The organism is Rhizobium sp. Rhizsp42 (assembly GCF_047304155.1).
GTDB lineage: Bacteria > Pseudomonadota > Alphaproteobacteria > Rhizobiales > Rhizobiaceae > Rhizobium.
The window spans coordinates 60198-73839 of record NZ_JBGLYS010000026.1 but is presented as its reverse complement, the minus strand read 5'-3'; the positions used below and the strand labels follow the sequence as shown (position 1 = coordinate 73839).

Annotated in this window: 14 protein-coding genes; 11 read left to right on the top strand and 3 right to left on the bottom strand. The window is 63.1% G+C overall.

Annotated features, from left to right (window positions below; genetic code table 11):
• Positions 1-273: 273 nt before the first annotated feature.
• Complete coding sequence (locus ACCD05_RS22115) at positions 274-636, top strand: septal ring lytic transglycosylase RlpA family protein (RefSeq protein ID WP_026283154.1); 363 nt, start codon at positions 274-276, stop codon at positions 634-636.
• Positions 637-797: 161 nt separating this feature from the next.
• Positions 798-2087, top strand: a complete 1290-nt coding sequence (locus ACCD05_RS22110; protein ID WP_413395371.1) for an RsmB/NOP family class I SAM-dependent RNA methyltransferase — start codon at positions 798-800, stop codon at positions 2085-2087.
• Between the two features lie 24 nt (positions 2088-2111).
• Here the strand turns inward: ACCD05_RS22110 and ACCD05_RS22105 are convergent, their stop codons facing one another.
• Positions 2112-2618 (bottom strand): HPP family protein, encoded by a 507-nt coding sequence (locus tag ACCD05_RS22105; protein WP_111563194.1) that lies wholly within the window; start codon positions 2616-2618, stop codon positions 2112-2114.
• Between the two features lie 213 nt (positions 2619-2831).
• Between ACCD05_RS22105 and ACCD05_RS22100 the strand changes: the two genes are divergently transcribed.
• The 4 genes from ACCD05_RS22100 to ACCD05_RS22085 are packed head-to-tail and all read left to right on the top strand — an operon-like array spanning position 2832 to position 7932.
• Positions 2832-4112, top strand: coding sequence for an imelysin family protein (locus ACCD05_RS22100; RefSeq protein ID WP_018899317.1), 1281 nt, complete (start codon positions 2832-2834; stop codon positions 4110-4112).
• Positions 4113-4158: 46 nt separating this feature from the next.
• On the top strand, positions 4159-5694 hold the full coding sequence (locus ACCD05_RS22095; RefSeq protein WP_413395369.1) for a di-heme oxidoredictase family protein: 1536 nt from the start codon (positions 4159-4161) through the stop codon (positions 5692-5694).
• Positions 5694-6830: an imelysin family protein gene (locus ACCD05_RS22090; protein WP_413395367.1), complete on the top strand. Its 1137-nt coding sequence runs from the start codon at positions 5694-5696 to the stop codon at positions 6828-6830. Before ACCD05_RS22095 ends, ACCD05_RS22090 begins: the two co-directional genes overlap by 1 nt.
• A gap of 4 nt (positions 6831-6834) precedes the next feature.
• A complete protein-coding gene (locus tag ACCD05_RS22085; RefSeq protein WP_413395365.1) occupies positions 6835-7932 on the top strand; it encodes a DUF1513 domain-containing protein in 1098 nt (365 codons plus the stop codon).
• Here ACCD05_RS22085 and ACCD05_RS22080 read toward each other — a convergent pair.
• Complete coding sequence (locus ACCD05_RS22080) at positions 7918-8994, bottom strand: DUF2252 family protein (RefSeq protein ID WP_413395363.1); 1077 nt, start codon at positions 8992-8994, stop codon at positions 7918-7920. The genes ACCD05_RS22085 and ACCD05_RS22080 overlap by 15 nt on opposite strands.
• 137 nt (positions 8995-9131) lie before the next feature.
• Here ACCD05_RS22080 and ACCD05_RS22075 point away from each other — a divergent pair, with 137 nt between their 5' ends.
• Together ACCD05_RS22075 and ACCD05_RS22070 are read left to right on the top strand one after the other, a co-directional pair.
• Complete coding sequence (locus tag ACCD05_RS22075) at positions 9132-9584, top strand: TspO/MBR family protein (RefSeq protein ID WP_209189595.1); 453 nt, start codon at positions 9132-9134, stop codon at positions 9582-9584.
• An 11-nt stretch (positions 9585-9595) separates the two neighbouring features.
• On the top strand, positions 9596-10228 hold the full coding sequence (locus ACCD05_RS22070) for a nucleotidyltransferase domain-containing protein (protein WP_413395361.1): 633 nt from the start codon (positions 9596-9598) through the stop codon (positions 10226-10228).
• Here the strand turns inward: ACCD05_RS22070 and ACCD05_RS22065 are convergent.
• Complete coding sequence (locus ACCD05_RS22065; RefSeq protein WP_413395359.1) at positions 10225-10686, bottom strand: GNAT family N-acetyltransferase; 462 nt, start codon at positions 10684-10686, stop codon at positions 10225-10227. The genes ACCD05_RS22070 and ACCD05_RS22065 overlap by 4 nt on opposite strands.
• Positions 10687-10826: 140 nt before the next feature.
• Here ACCD05_RS22065 and ACCD05_RS22060 point away from each other — a divergent pair, with 140 nt between their 5' ends.
• The 3 genes from ACCD05_RS22060 to guaA all read left to right on the top strand — a co-directional run bounded on the left by ACCD05_RS22060 (position 10827) and on the right by guaA (position 13596).
• Entirely contained in the window at positions 10827-11276 is a 450-nt protein-coding gene (locus ACCD05_RS22060; protein WP_026283151.1) for a PaaI family thioesterase, read from the top strand.
• Positions 11273-11911, top strand: a complete 639-nt coding sequence (locus ACCD05_RS22055; RefSeq protein ID WP_413395357.1) for a 5'-methylthioadenosine/S-adenosylhomocysteine nucleosidase — start codon at positions 11273-11275, stop codon at positions 11909-11911. Before ACCD05_RS22060 ends, ACCD05_RS22055 begins: the two co-directional genes overlap by 4 nt.
• Positions 11912-12033: 122 nt before the next feature.
• Positions 12034-13596: a glutamine-hydrolyzing GMP synthase gene (guaA, locus tag ACCD05_RS22050; protein ID WP_112944837.1), complete on the top strand. Its 1563-nt coding sequence runs from the start codon at positions 12034-12036 to the stop codon at positions 13594-13596.
• Positions 13597-13642 lie beyond the last annotated feature (46 nt).

Here is a 13642-nt window from a genome sequence, read left to right as displayed (position 1 = left end):
ATGACGCCCGCGCAAAATTATTTTCGTGATTTTTGTGATCGCGGGAGTCGCGAACGGCTTCCCGCAAAAAAAGTTCTAATTTTACTTGATTCAATTGCGCTTTTTTCATTCGAAACCGCTTGACGACGGTTCGAATCATTTTGCCGGCTCATCACATATATTTCAATATGTAACATTCCGTGATCACTCGGGGCACTTTTCTGCCACTTTTCGACCGGTTTAAGCCCCCGCCGCCCACAAGGCGTAGGTTTAACAGTTGAGGGACACCCCGTTTTGAAGAAAATTTGTCGTTCTATTATCGCCGTCACAACTATAGCAGCCTGTTCTACGATCCTTCCGATGGAAGGTTTTGCTGCAAATGGTTGCGGTGGCGCGTCGTGGTACGCACTTCACTCCAAAACCGCTTCCGGCGAACGCATGAACCCGACCATCAATACTGCCGCGCACCGCTCGCTCGCCTTCGGCACCAAGGTCAAGGTCACCAACCGCAACAACGGCCGCAGCGTCGTCGTCCGCATCAACGATCGTGGTCCTTTCATCCGCGGCCGCGTTCTCGATCTTTCCCGTGCAGCCGCCAGCAACATCGGCATGGTCAGCACCGGCACCGCCAAGGTCTGCTACGAAGTCATCGGCTAACGCCTGATACAAGCCACCGCTTGCTCTTGCCGCCAATCGCGGATACCACGCGGTTGAGACTTGTGTACCATCCGCTGCGTCAGTCGCGCTTCCTGCGGATCGTTCACAAGCCGCCGGCCCTTCAAGGTCCGGCATTGATCCAGGCAATAGGAGCGTTGTGAATGCGATTGGGCGGTAGGCTCGAAGGGGCGATTTCGGTTCTTGAAGATATCGATGCCCGCAGACGGCCTGTCGCCGATGCCCTCAAGGATTGGGGGCTCGCGCATCGCTTCGCCGGCTCCGGCGACCGCGCCGCAATCGGCAACATCGTCTACGACGCGCTTCGCATGCGCCTCTCGCACGCCTGGCTGATGGACGACGACAGTGCATCGGCGATTGCCCATGCCGTCATGTTCCGCCAGTGGGGCTTTACGCCCGAGACGCTCGCCGCCGAGCTTGCCGATGACAAGTTCGCGCCGGCGGCACTCTCCGAGGCAACGCTTTCGGCCTTTCACTCCCGTGATCTCAAGGACGCTCCTTCCCATATTCAGGGCGATATCCCGGAGTGGATACAGCCCACCTTCGAAAAATCCTTCGGCGATACCTGGCTAAGGGAAGCACAGGCGCTCGCCGAGCGACCGACGCTCGATCTCCGTGCCAACATCCTGAAGGCCACCCGCGAAAAGGCCGTCAAGGCGCTCGAAAGATCAGGCGCTCAGGAAGCCAGCATCGCGCGCTACGGCATCCGGATTGCCGCGGGCGAAGGAGCCTCCCGTCTTCCCAACGTGACAGCGGAGCTTTCGTTCCAAAAAGGCTGGTTCGAGGTTCAGGACGAGGGATCGCAGATCGTCGCCGATCTCGTGCTGCCTCAGGATGGCGAGCAGGTGCTCGATTATTGCGCCGGCGGCGGCGGCAAGACGCTCGCCATGTCGGCTGCCATGCACAACAAGGGCCAGGTTCACGCCTATGACGCCGACCGCAAGCGGCTGGCGCCGATCATCGAGCGGCTGAAGCGCGCCGGCACCCGGAACGTTCAGGTGCACGACAATCCGAAGGCGCTAAAGAACCTTGAGGATCGCTGCGACAAGGTGCTGGTCGATGCGCCCTGCACGGGCACCGGCACATGGCGCCGACGCCCGGACACGAAATGGCGCCTCACGCCCAAGAATCTTGACGAGCGCACCGCGCAGCAGCAGGACGCACTCAGCCAAGCGAGCGCCTATGTGCGCCCCGGCGGCGAGTTGATCTATGTGACCTGCTCGGTGCTGCCGCAGGAGAACGAGGAACAGGTGCGCGCGTTTACCGCCGCCAATCCCGCGTTCGAGATTGCGGGCGCGCTCGAGGGCTGGGATCAGCTGTTCGGCAAGGACAGCCCGCATCCCCGCTCTTCGGACGGCCAGACGATTACGCTGACACCCGCATCGACAGACACGGACGGCTTCTTCTTCTGCCGGATGAAGCGCAAGAGCTGATGGAGGGCTCCAGAGGAGCCTAGATCAGTGTGGGGCCCGCAGCGGATATTGATGCCGCGGCGGGATGAAGTGATGCAGCACGGCGATCGCGATCAACAGCGCGCTGCCGAAACCGACGATCAGAAACAGCATCGGTCCGCCCATATGCGAGCCGAAGGCCACCAGCGGCACGGCGCCCGCCGGCGGATGTGTAACGCGCAGCATCAGCATGCCGGCAATCGTCAGCCCGACAGCAATCGCGCCGACCCACCAAAGCCCCGGAAACAGGAAGACCGCCAGGCCGCCGATCAGCGCCGCCAGAAGGTAGCCGCCGATGACGTTGGCCGGCTGCGCGAGCGGGCTCTTCGGCTGGCCGAAGATCAGGACCGCCGTGGCGCCGAAGGGCGCGATCAGCAGCGGAATACCGGTGAAAACGGTGAGCGCGCCGACGGAGGCCATGCCGATCATGGCGCCGATGCCGGATTTCAGATGGAGATGAACGGTACCCTTCGGTTCATGGCGATGGGTGAAATGCTTGAGATGTCGGCGCATACGCGATCAATCCGGACAATGTTTATGCAATTGCACAGTGATTACTCATATATCGCCCATTTTCCAAGCAATTCGATTTCGATTTCATGGCCTTTCGGCGGATTTCGTTTCCTTAAAACCATTCCAAACTAGAGTGTTTGACACCAGTTTGCTTTTGGGCGAAGACATTTTCGTCGGGCCTTATAAAGCTCGCCCGTCACAGGAGAGGATCCCATGAAACTCAACAAAAATTTCTGCGCAGCCCTGGCGCTGGCGGTGGCCCCAACCGCTCTGTCCGCCATCCCCGCTTACGCGGCCCCGGATGCTGCTGCCGTTGTGAAATATTACACTGAAGTCGGCCACGCGAAGTATGAAGACGCGCTGACCACGGCAAAGGCGCTCGACGCCGCGATCGACGCCTTTTTGAAGGAGCCGACGGACAAGACGCTGGAAGCTGCCCGCGCCGCCTGGATCAAGGCCCGCGTTCCCTATCAGCAGACGGAAGTCTATCGCTTCGGCAACCCGATCGTCGATGACTGGGAAGGCAAGGTCAACGCCTGGCCGCTCGACGAAGGCCTGATCGACTATGTCGACGCCTCCTACGGCACCGAGAGCGACGAGAACTCGCTTTACGTCGCCAACGTGATCGCCAACAAGACGATCAAGATCGACGGCAAGGATGTCGACGCTTCGAAGCTGACGCCCGAATTCCTCTCCGGTACGCTGGCTGAAGCGGGCGGCGTCGAAGCCAACGTCGCGACCGGCTATCACGCCATCGAATTCCTGCTCTGGGGCCAGGATCTGAACGGCACCGGCCCAGGCGCCGGCAACCGCCCGGCAACCGATTACGACCTGAAGAATTGCACGCACGGCAATTGCGACCGCCGCGCCGAATATCTGAAGTCGGCCTCGACGCTTCTGGTCTCCGACCTGCAGGAAATGACCGACAACTGGAAGCCGGATGGCGAAGCCACCAAGCATGTCGAAGCCGATCCGAAGGCCGGCCTCGTCGCCATCCTGACCGGCATGGGCTCGCTCTCCTACGGCGAACTCGCCGGCGAGCGTATGAAGCTCGGCCTGATCCTGCACGATCCGGAAGAAGAGCATGATTGCTTCTCCGACAACACCTACAACTCGCATCTCAACGACGCTGTCGGCATCGCTGCCGCCTATACGGGCAACTACACCCGCGTCGACGGTACGAAGATGAAGGGTCCGTCGCTGCACGATCTCGTCGCCGCCAAGGACAAGAAGCTCGACAAGGAAATGCAGGGCAAGCTCGACGCGACGCTGAAGGCGATGGCCATCATGGCCAAGCGCGGCCAGAACGTCGAGAAGTACGACCAAATGATCGCCGAGGGCAACAAGAAGGGCAACGCCGTCGTTCAGGCTGCCATCGACGGCCTCGTCGACCAGACGAAATCGGTGCAGCGCGTGATCGCCGCGCTCGATCTCGGCACGGTCAAGCTTGAAGGTTCCGACAGCTTGGATAATCCTACTGCCGTCTTCAAATAAGTGAAAAGGCGGGCCGCTTCGCTATCGAGGCGGCCCGAACTCCGAAATGTCGCCTTTCCCGGCCCGTCGTCTTCTTTTCAGCGCAACCATCTGCGCCACGATCGCCGGCCTATCCGCCGCCCTTGCGGATAATTTCGACCTTCCCACCAAGCGCACCGATCTCACCGAAGCCGACGCCAAGCGCGTCGCCGACGTGACGCGGCCGACCACCGACTTCTCCAAGGCCGAGCAATACGAAGCCATGCAGGCGGGCGGCGCGACGTCGATCGATCCGGTGACGCGCAATTCCTTCTCGCATATCTCCGCGAACATCCCTTTCGAGGAGGAGCAGCCGTTCAAGCTCGGCAATGCGCTCTTCAAGAAGCTCTGGGTCTCCGCCCCTTCCTCGACGCAGGCCTCCGACGGGCTGGGGCCGCTTTTCAACGCGCGCTCCTGCATGAACTGCCACCTCAACGACGGGCGCGGCAAGCCGGAGCCCGACGCCAGCACCAGCTCGATGTTTCTCAGACTGGCGCGCACGGCCAAGACGCCCGACGAGGAGCGCGCCGTCGCCAATGCCGAGACCATCAACTTCCCCGATCCCGTCTACGGCCACCAATTGCAGGACCGCGCGGTACCCGGCCTTCCCGCCGAGGGGAAGATGGCGGTCAGCTACACCGAGGAGTCGGTGACGCTTGCCGGTGGCGAGACCGTCTCGCTGCGGCGGCCGCTCTACGCGATAGACAATCTCGGTTACGGCCCGCTTGATGAGGCAACGACGATCTCGCCGCGCGTGGCGCCGGCGATGATCGGGCTGGGGCTGATCGAGGCCATTCCGGAGGCCGATATCCTCGCGCATGCCGACCCGGACGACAAGGACGGCGACGGCATCCACGGCAAGGCGGCGATCGTGCGCGATCACCGCACCGGAAAGATCGCGCTTGGCCGCTTCGGCTGGAAGGCGCAGAACGCAAGCGTGCGCGACCAGAGCGCCGATGCGTTCCTCAACGACATCGGCATCTCCACCCCTGACCAGCCCGACCCGCATGGCGATTGCACGGAGGCGCAGGCCAAGTGCAAGGCGATGGCCACAGGCGTACAGAAGCGGCTTGGAAACGAGGAAGCGCCGGGGCCGATCCTCGACCTCGTGACCTTCTATTCCGCCAATCTGGCCGTGCCGGCGCGGCGCAAGGCGAGCTTTCCGGAAACGCTCAAGGGCAAGCAGGTTTTCTACGAAAGCGGCTGCACGGCCTGCCATGTTCCGAAGTATGTGACGCGCCGCGACAGCCTCGACAAGGCGCAATCCTTCCAGCTGATCTGGCCCTATTCCGACTTCCTGCTGCACGACATGGGCGATGGGCTGGCGGACGGACAACAGGTTGGACTTGCAAGCGGACGTGAATGGCGCACGCCGCCGCTATGGGGTATAGGTCTCACCAAGACTGTCAGCGGACATAGCTTTTTCCTTCATGACGGCCGGGCCAGAAACCTCACCGAGGCCATTCTCTGGCACGGCGGCGAAGCACAAAAGTCGCGCGACGCATTTGCCTCCCTGCCTGCGGATAACAGGCAGGCACTGATTACGTTTTTGGAGTCTCTTTGATGCGCCTTTGGTACCCTCTGGTTCTCTCCCTTGCCCTTGCCTCCAATGCCGTGGCGCAGACGGCCGCTCCGCAGGCGGGCCAGACCCCAGCACCGGCGGGTCAGGCTGCAGCACAGGCAGGCTTGAACGAGGATGCCGTGCCTGCCGTGATGCAGCGTGCGGTCGACGAGGTGATCCGCCCGGGTTACCGCAATGCCCAGCAATCGGCAGCGCGGCTGACCACGGCGATGAAGGATCTCTGCGACAAGGGCACGCCCGGCAGCCTCGACAAGGCGAAGTCGGCCTTCGACGACATCATCCGCTACTGGTCGGCAATCGAAATGGTGCAGGTCGGTCCCGTCATTCAGGACAATCTGTTCGAGCACATCCTGTTCTATCCGGATCGCAAGGGCGTGGGCCTGAGGCAGGTGCAGACGCTGATCGCCAAGGCCGATCCCAAGGATACAACGGTCGACGCGATCGCTTCCAAGAGCGTTGCCCTGCAGGGCCTGACGGCGCTTGAATACGTGCTCTACGGCACGGGATCGGAAGACCTCACCAACCAGAAGAGCGGTTTCCGTTGCCTCTATGGTGCGGCCGTGGCCGGCAACATCCAGCGCGAGGCGGCTGAAGTGGTCGCCGCCTGGGAAAAGCCTGACGGCATCCAGGCGAGCTGGAAGCATCCCGGCCCGCAGAGCGCCGATTTCATGGACAACAAGGAAGCCGTGACCGCGCTGCTCGGCACTCTCGTGCACGGCGCCGAGAATGTCCGCGATCAGCGCCTCGAGCAGTTCTACAAGGGCAAGGACACGACGCCGCGCCCGAAGATGGCGATCTACTGGCGCTCCAAGAACACCTGGAAGTCGATGACATCCAATCTGGAGGGGCTGCGCAACCTTTGGCAGAAGGCCGAAATGGCCGACCTGCTTCCATCAGACAAGAAGCCGGTTGCCGACGCGATCGACGCCAAGCTGAAGTCACTTCTGGAAACGGTGCCCAAGCTCAACCCTGACATCGAGGTCGCCACCAGCGACGCCGAGAAGGCGAAGCTCGACCAGCTCCTGGTCGATACGCGCGATCTCGTGACCATGATCAGCGACAATTATGGCGCGGCGATCGGCCTTTCGGCCGGCTTCTCCTTCTCCGACGGCGATTGAGCCGATGATCCGGAGTGCCGCGATCGACCGGCGCAGCTTCGTCAAGGCGGCCGGGCTGACCTTCCTGGCGGCCTTGCAGCCGCGCGCGCTGATGGCGCTCGAGCGCGCCGACGCTGTCTATGCCTCGGGCATGCGGCAGGCGAACGGGTCCTTCGCAGTGGCGACCGTTTCCGAGCGCGGCGAGATCATCGACCAGGTGGCGCTGCCGGCGCGCTCGCACGGCATGGCCTTCAGCGCCGCCACGGGCAAGACCGTCGCCTTCGCGCGGCGGCCCGGCACCTATGCGATGATCTTTGACCCGCATGGAAAAGCCAAGCCGATCGTGATCACGGCCGCCGAGAACCGGCATTTCTACGGACACGGCGCGTTTTCGCCCGATGGGCGCATCCTTTACGCCAGCGAGAACGACTTCGACGGCAATCGCGGCATGATCGGGCTCTACGACGCCACCCACCGCTTCGAGCGGATCGGCGAGTTCGAGACCTATGGCGTCGGCCCGCACGACATGACCGTCAGCGACGACGGGCACATGCTCATCATTGCCAATGGCGGGATCGAGACGCATCCGGATTTCGGCCGCACCAAGCTCAACCTCGGCAACATGCAGCCCTCGCTGACGCTCGTGGACGCCGCGACCGGCGCCCTGATCGAAAAGCACACGCTGCCGGCCGAGTGGGCGCAGGTCTCGACGCGCCATGTCGATGTCGACGACAGCGGCCGCATCTGGTTCGCCTGCCAATATGAAGGCCGCCGCAACGACCTGCCGCCGATGGTCGGCTCCTTCGCCAAGGGCGAGGACCTGCGCTTCGTCGATCTGCCCGAAGAGACCACCCGAAGGCTCGCCAACTATGTCGGCGCCATTGCCGTCAACCGCAAGGACGGGCTGGTGGGCGTGACGTCTCCAAAGGGCGGGGCGTCGGTGACGATCGATGCCATAAGCGGCCGGGTGCTGCGCGAGGAGATCGTGCCCGAGGCGGCCGGCATCGCGCCCGCGAGCACCGGCTTTGCCGTTTCCTCCTATGAGGGCGATTTCCTTGGCCAGCGCAGCGACGTGGCCTGGGACCAGCACATCGTCAGGATCGCGCCTTCACGACGCGTGTGACCATGTTTTCTGCTCGGCGCCGATCTGCGCCGCGGCAGCCTTGGCGTCCTCCACCAGCCAGCCCGGCTTGCGCGCCTTCAGATCTCGCAGGATCGCATCGGCGGCTGCGGGATCATTGGCGTGGCAGTTGCCGATCTCGAAGCCCATCAGATCAAGCATATCCGGCGACAGCAGCAAATCGGAATTGCCGTCGATCTCGATCTTGGTGCTGCTCGGCGACAGCCGCCGCACCAGAACCGAGCCGATCAGCCGATAGTGCGGATCGGGAGACCGCATGTTGGATGTGGCGATCTCGACGGCGTGGATGGCGCGATCATCTGGCGCGTGGGCGAGCGACCAGGCCGATTGCAGCATGGCCTTGGCCTCGCGCAGCACCGGCCCGCCCCGCCAATCCGTGTAAGCGATGAAACGCGGACGCCCGAGGCTGCCGGTGCCCGCCGTGCGCGGCTTCGGAAAGTAAGCGGCATGGCCCGGCGGCAAGGACGCGTCGAGCGCTCCGGCATAGGCTGACGACGCCGGCTTTTCGCCCGGCGCAAGGCCCGCGAATTTATCCCAGAAGGCGCGGCGCTCGCTATCGGGAAGCGTCAGGGCCTTGCGCAGCCATTTGTGATCGCGCTCGAGAATGATGGGCGCGGGCGTCTGCAGGGCTCTCAGATATCCCGTCAGCACCGAGGCCGCGATCGTCTGCGCCGGCGGGCCGCCCTCGGTGACCGCCAGGAGCGCGCTTGCCGTCAGCCGGATGAGATCGAGCGCATAGGGCATGACGGCTGCGTCGTCGAAATCATTGGCGCCCCATACGAGGCGTCCCTCGACATCGCGCCAGGTACCGAAATTTTCGAGATGCGTATCACCGATAGCCAGAACCTTTGGCGCGGCGGCAGCATCGGGGCAGATATCGAGGATGGTTTCCGAGAAGCGCCAATAGGTGGCGCGCAGGAAGGAAAAGCTGCTTGATCGCATCTTCATGTGCTTGCGCAGGAGGTCGCCTTCGACCAGATCGGCCCCGAGTTGGCCGCGAAGCCAGCTTTCATAGGCCTGTGTGGACTGCACGATACCGGCCATTTCGAAGCACTCCAATTTCCTGCCTCGCCGAGCATATCCCGAAGCGCGTGGCGGGCAATCGGGATCATTGCACGATCATTTGAATCGTATGCGATATGGCTCTGGCGAGGCGACGGCCGCGCCCTATCTCCGCCCACATGAGCAAAGCCCTGACCTACATCATCTTCGTTGCGATCGTGCTTGGCGGCGGTCTTGTGATCGGCGTCAACAATCTTCCGGGCGAATGGTATCAATCGCTTGCCAAGCCGCCCTTCAACCCGCCGAACTGGGTGTTTGGGCCGGCCTGGACCATACTCTACGTGCTGATCGGGCTTGCCGGCGCGCGCACCTGGATGCGCGGACATCTCTCCGTGGGCATGCTGATCTGGGCGGGACAGATGGTGGCGAACTTTCTCTGGTCGCCGTTCTTCTTCGGCCTGCAGGTGCCGATGGTGGCGCTCATCGTGATCCTTGCTCTACTGGCGTTGATCATCGCCTTCATCCTCAACCGCTGGAATGCCGACCGCATCGCCGCGCTGCTCTTCCTGCCCTACCTCGCCTGGGTTTCCTTCGCGACGCTGCTCAACGCCTCGATCGTCTATCTCAACTGAGATTGCCCTTGATGCCGCTCCCCGCTAACACGGGCCGCATGGAGACACGACCGATCCCCGATCACGGCGCATGGGACGCCTGGCAGCCTGCGGAACTTGCCTTGCGGCTCGGCAGGATTTCGAGACCCTGGTGCGTGGTCGGTGGCTGGGCGCTCGATCTCTGGCATGGCGAGAAGACACGCGATCACGAGGACCTGGAGTTCACGGTGCTGCGCGGCGACGTCGCGGTGTTTCGCGAGGCGCTCGGCGACATGGATTTTTACGCTGTCGGAAGCGGCGTGGTCTCGCCCCTGCCGGATGACGTGGCGCCGCCCGCCGGGATCGCGCAGATATGGTGTCACGATCACGCCACCGGCTGCTGGCGCGTCGACATGATGATCGAGGAGGGAACGGCCGATCGCTGGGTCTACAAGCGCGATCCCTCGATTGCGTTTCCCCGCGCCGAGATGATCGCCACCACCGCCGACGGCATACCCTATCTCAGGCCGGCGGGCGTGCTGTTGTTCAAGGCCAAATACCGGCGCGACAAGGACGAGATCGACTTTGCCAACGCGCTGCCGAAGCTTGCCCCTTCCGAGCGCGACTGGCTGAAGGCCATGCTGGGACAAGCGCACCCCGGCCATGCCTGGCAGAAGCTGCTCTAGAGAAATTTCTCCATGCGGAAGTTGGTGAGGCGCTGGCCACGTTTCTCGACGCTCTGGCGGGCGATGACGCCGAAGCCACGACCCTCGAAGAAGGGCCGCGCGGTGAGGCTTGCCTCGGTGAAGATGCGGCCGATGCCCTGTTTTTTCGCTTCCTCCTCGACCGTCGCGAGCAACAGACTGGCGACGCCGATGCCCTGATGGGCGGGATGGACGAACATCATGTCGAGATGACCGTCGGGCTCCAGATCGGAAAAGCCGATCGCGCGTCCCGCATGCTCGACGACGAAGGTTGGCCGGCTGGCGCGGCGCTCGACCCAGGCAGCGCGATCCTCGACCTTCGCCCAGGCTTCGATTTCGGCCGGGCTGTAATCGCGGGACGCCACCTCGCGGATCGCCGACAAGAAGATCGCGATCGTGTCGTCGCAATCATCCGCCGTGTAACGCCTCACCTGCAGCATGCCGATCTCTCCTTCATCTCAACCCCGATCTAGCACGACCCGCCGCCGGCGTTGAGTGCACAATCGTACCGGCTGCGATCCATTGCGCTTGTGTGGCGCGGCGACGCATGGCACTTTCCGGCTCGCAAGAGGGCAGACAGATGACCAATACCGATAGCGGCGATTTCCGCGATCGCATCCAGACCAATTTTTCGCGCCAGGCGGCGCTGCACACGATCGGCGCCGAACTCACCCGCGTGGAGCGAGCGATGGTGGAGATCGAGCTGCCGTTCGACGTGAAGCTGACGCAGCAGCACGGCATCCTGCATGCCGGCATCATTTCGGCCGTGCTGGATTCAGCCTGCGGCTTTGCCGCCTACAGCGTCATTGACCCCGACGCCTCGGTGCTGACGATCGAATTCAAGGTCAATCTGCTTTCGCCAGGGCGCGGCGAGCGCTTCCTGTTTCGCGGCGAGATCACCAAGCCCGGCACCAATATCATCGTCGCCGACGGGCGCGGCTACGCGATCAGCGACGGCCCAGCCAAGCTGATCGCCTCGATGACCAGCACCATGATGATCATACGCGGCAGAGAGGGCATTACTGGATGACGTTCGAACTGAAATCGGTCGCGGGAAAATCCATCCTGTTCGTGATGGCAGCCGAGGCCGAGTATGGCCCCTTCCTGCGCTCGCGCTTCGAGCCGTTGATGACGGGCGTCGGCCCAGTCGAGGCCGCTGTGGTGCTGACGCGGACGCTGGCAGCCCTCGACCATGCCGGAGACCTGCCGCAGCTCGTGGTCTCGCTCGGTTCGGCCGGTTCCGCCAAGCTCGAGCAGACGGCGGTCTATCAGGTGACGTCAGTCTCCTACCGCGACATGGACGCCTCGCCGCTCGGTTTCGAGAAGGGGCGCACGCCGTTTCTCGACCTGCCTGCCGTGATCGACCTGCCGCTCCGCATCCCCGGTGTCGCGGAAGCGACGCTGTCGACCGGCGGCAACGTGGTTTCGGGCGCGGCCTATTCTTCGATCGATGCCGACATGGTCGACATGGAAACCTTCGCCATCCTGCGCGCCTGCCAAGCCTACAATCTGCCGCTGATCGGCCTGCGCGGAATTTCCGACGGCGCCGAGGAGCTGCAGCACATTTCCGGCTGGACCGAATATCTGCACGTGATCGACCGCAAGCTATCGGATGCCACCGACAGCCTGTTCACCGCGCTGGAAGATGGGGTATTCTGGTTCTAGCGCTTCTTATGCCCGAAAAACGGCTCCAGGCCCTGCGAAAGCGGGACAATCGATGCAATAAAATCCCGCGGCGGCGGATTTCCCGCATTGCAAGACCGGGTGCTTTTCATTAAAGGCTCGCCATGACCCAGACAGCACATCCCGACAGCGTTCTCATCGTCGATTTCGGCAGCCAGGTAACCCAGCTGATCGCGCGCCGCGTGCGCGAAGCGGGCGTCTACTGCGAGATCGTTCCCTTCCAGTCCGCCGAAGAAGGCTTCAAGAGCCTGAAGCCGAAAGCCGTGATCCTGTCCGGCAGCCCGGCCTCGACGGTCGATGAGGGTTCGCCCCGCGCACCCCAGATCATCTTCGACAGCGGCCTTCCCGTTTTCGGCATCTGCTACGGCCAGCAGACGATGTGCATGCAGCTCGGCGGCAAGGTCGAGAGCGGCCATCACCGCGAATTCGGCCGCGCCTTCCTCGAAGTCGACGAGGACAGCGCGTTGTTTGAGGGCCTCTGGTCGAAGGGTTCGCGCCACCAGGTCTGGATGAGCCATGGCGACCGCGTCACCGCGCTTCCCGAAGGCTTCAAGGTCGTCGCGACCTCGCCGAACGCACCCTACGCCTTCATCGCCGACGAGAAGCGCAAGTATTACGGCGTGCAGTTCCACCCCGAAGTGGTCCACACGCCCGATGGCGCCAAGCTGATCGGCAACTTCATTCACAACATCGCCGGCATCAAGGGCGACTGGTCGATGTCGGCCTACCGCCAGAAGGCGGTTGAAGAAATCCGCAAGCAGGTCGGCGACAAGCGCGTGCTCTGCGCGCTCTCCGGCGGCGTCGACAGCTCGGTTGCGGCTCTGCTGATCCACGAGGCGATCGGCGACAAGCTCACCTGCGTGCTCGTCGACCACGGCCTGATGCGCAAGGACGAGGCGGCCAATGTCGTCGCCATGTTCCGTGAACACTACAATCTGCACCTGATCCACGTCGATGCGGCCGACAAGTTCATCGGCGAGCTCGAGGGCGTTTCCGACCCGGAGACCAAGCGCAAGATCATCGGCCGCCTGTTCATCGAGACCTTCGAGGAAGAGGCCAAGAAGCTCGGCGGCGCCGATTTCCTCGGCCAGGGCACGCTCTATCCCGACGTGATCGAGAGCGTTTCCTTCACCGGCGGCCCGTCGGTGACGATCAAGTCGCACCACAATGTCGGCGGCCTGCCTGAACGTATGAACATGCAGCTCGTCGAGCCGCTGCGCGAGCTCTTCAAGGACGAAGTGCGCGTGCTCGGCAAGGAACTCGGCCTGCCTGATAGCTTCATCGGCCGCCATCCCTTCCCAGGCCCCGGCCTCGCGATCCGCTGCCCGGGTGGCATCACCCGCGAAAAGCTGGAGATTCTGCGCGAAGCAGACGCCATCTATCTCGACGAAATCCGCAAGGCCGGTCTCTACGACGCGATCTGGCAGGCGTTCGCCGTGCTGCTCCCAGTCCAGACCGTCGGCGTCATGGGCGACGGCCGCACCTACGAATTCGTCTGCGCCCTGCGCGCCGTCACCTCCGTCGACGGCATGACGGCGGATTTCTACCACTACGACATGGAATTCCTCGGCCGCGCCGCCACCCGCATCATCAACGAAGTGCGTGGGATCAACCGCGTGGTGTATGACGTGACCAGCAAGCCGCCGGGCACGATCGAGTGGGAATGATGCTTCACGCTTGAAGACAGGGGGCTGATTGCCTCATGCTGACAAT

What these genes read in the sequence shown, in the direction of transcription:
- ACCD05_RS22110 (WP_413395371.1), top strand. Translation starts at nt 798, where the DNA reads ATGCGATTGGGCGGTAGGCTCGAAGGGGCGATTTCGGTTCTTGAAGAT.
- ACCD05_RS22105 (WP_111563194.1), bottom strand. Translation starts at nt 2,618, where the DNA reads ATGCGCCGACATCTCAAGCATTTCACCCATCGCCATGAACCGAAGGGT.
- ACCD05_RS22100 (WP_018899317.1), top strand. Translation starts at nt 2,832, where the DNA reads ATGAAACTCAACAAAAATTTCTGCGCAGCCCTGGCGCTGGCGGTGGCC.
- ACCD05_RS22095 (WP_413395369.1), top strand. Translation starts at nt 4,159, where the DNA reads ATGTCGCCTTTCCCGGCCCGTCGTCTTCTTTTCAGCGCAACCATCTGC.
- ACCD05_RS22090 (WP_413395367.1), top strand. Translation starts at nt 5,694, where the DNA reads ATGCGCCTTTGGTACCCTCTGGTTCTCTCCCTTGCCCTTGCCTCCAAT.
- ACCD05_RS22085 (WP_413395365.1), top strand. Translation starts at nt 6,835, where the DNA reads ATGATCCGGAGTGCCGCGATCGACCGGCGCAGCTTCGTCAAGGCGGCC.
- ACCD05_RS22080 (WP_413395363.1), bottom strand. Translation starts at nt 8,994, where the DNA reads ATGGCCGGTATCGTGCAGTCCACACAGGCCTATGAAAGCTGGCTTCGC.
- ACCD05_RS22075 (WP_209189595.1), top strand. Translation starts at nt 9,132, where the DNA reads ATGAGCAAAGCCCTGACCTACATCATCTTCGTTGCGATCGTGCTTGGC.
- ACCD05_RS22070 (WP_413395361.1), top strand. Translation starts at nt 9,596, where the DNA reads ATGCCGCTCCCCGCTAACACGGGCCGCATGGAGACACGACCGATCCCC.
- ACCD05_RS22065 (WP_413395359.1), bottom strand. Translation starts at nt 10,686, where the DNA reads ATGCTGCAGGTGAGGCGTTACACGGCGGATGATTGCGACGACACGATC.
- ACCD05_RS22060 (WP_026283151.1), top strand. Translation starts at nt 10,827, where the DNA reads ATGACCAATACCGATAGCGGCGATTTCCGCGATCGCATCCAGACCAAT.
- ACCD05_RS22055 (WP_413395357.1), top strand. Translation starts at nt 11,273, where the DNA reads ATGACGTTCGAACTGAAATCGGTCGCGGGAAAATCCATCCTGTTCGTG.
- guaA (WP_112944837.1), top strand. Translation starts at nt 12,034, where the DNA reads ATGACCCAGACAGCACATCCCGACAGCGTTCTCATCGTCGATTTCGGC.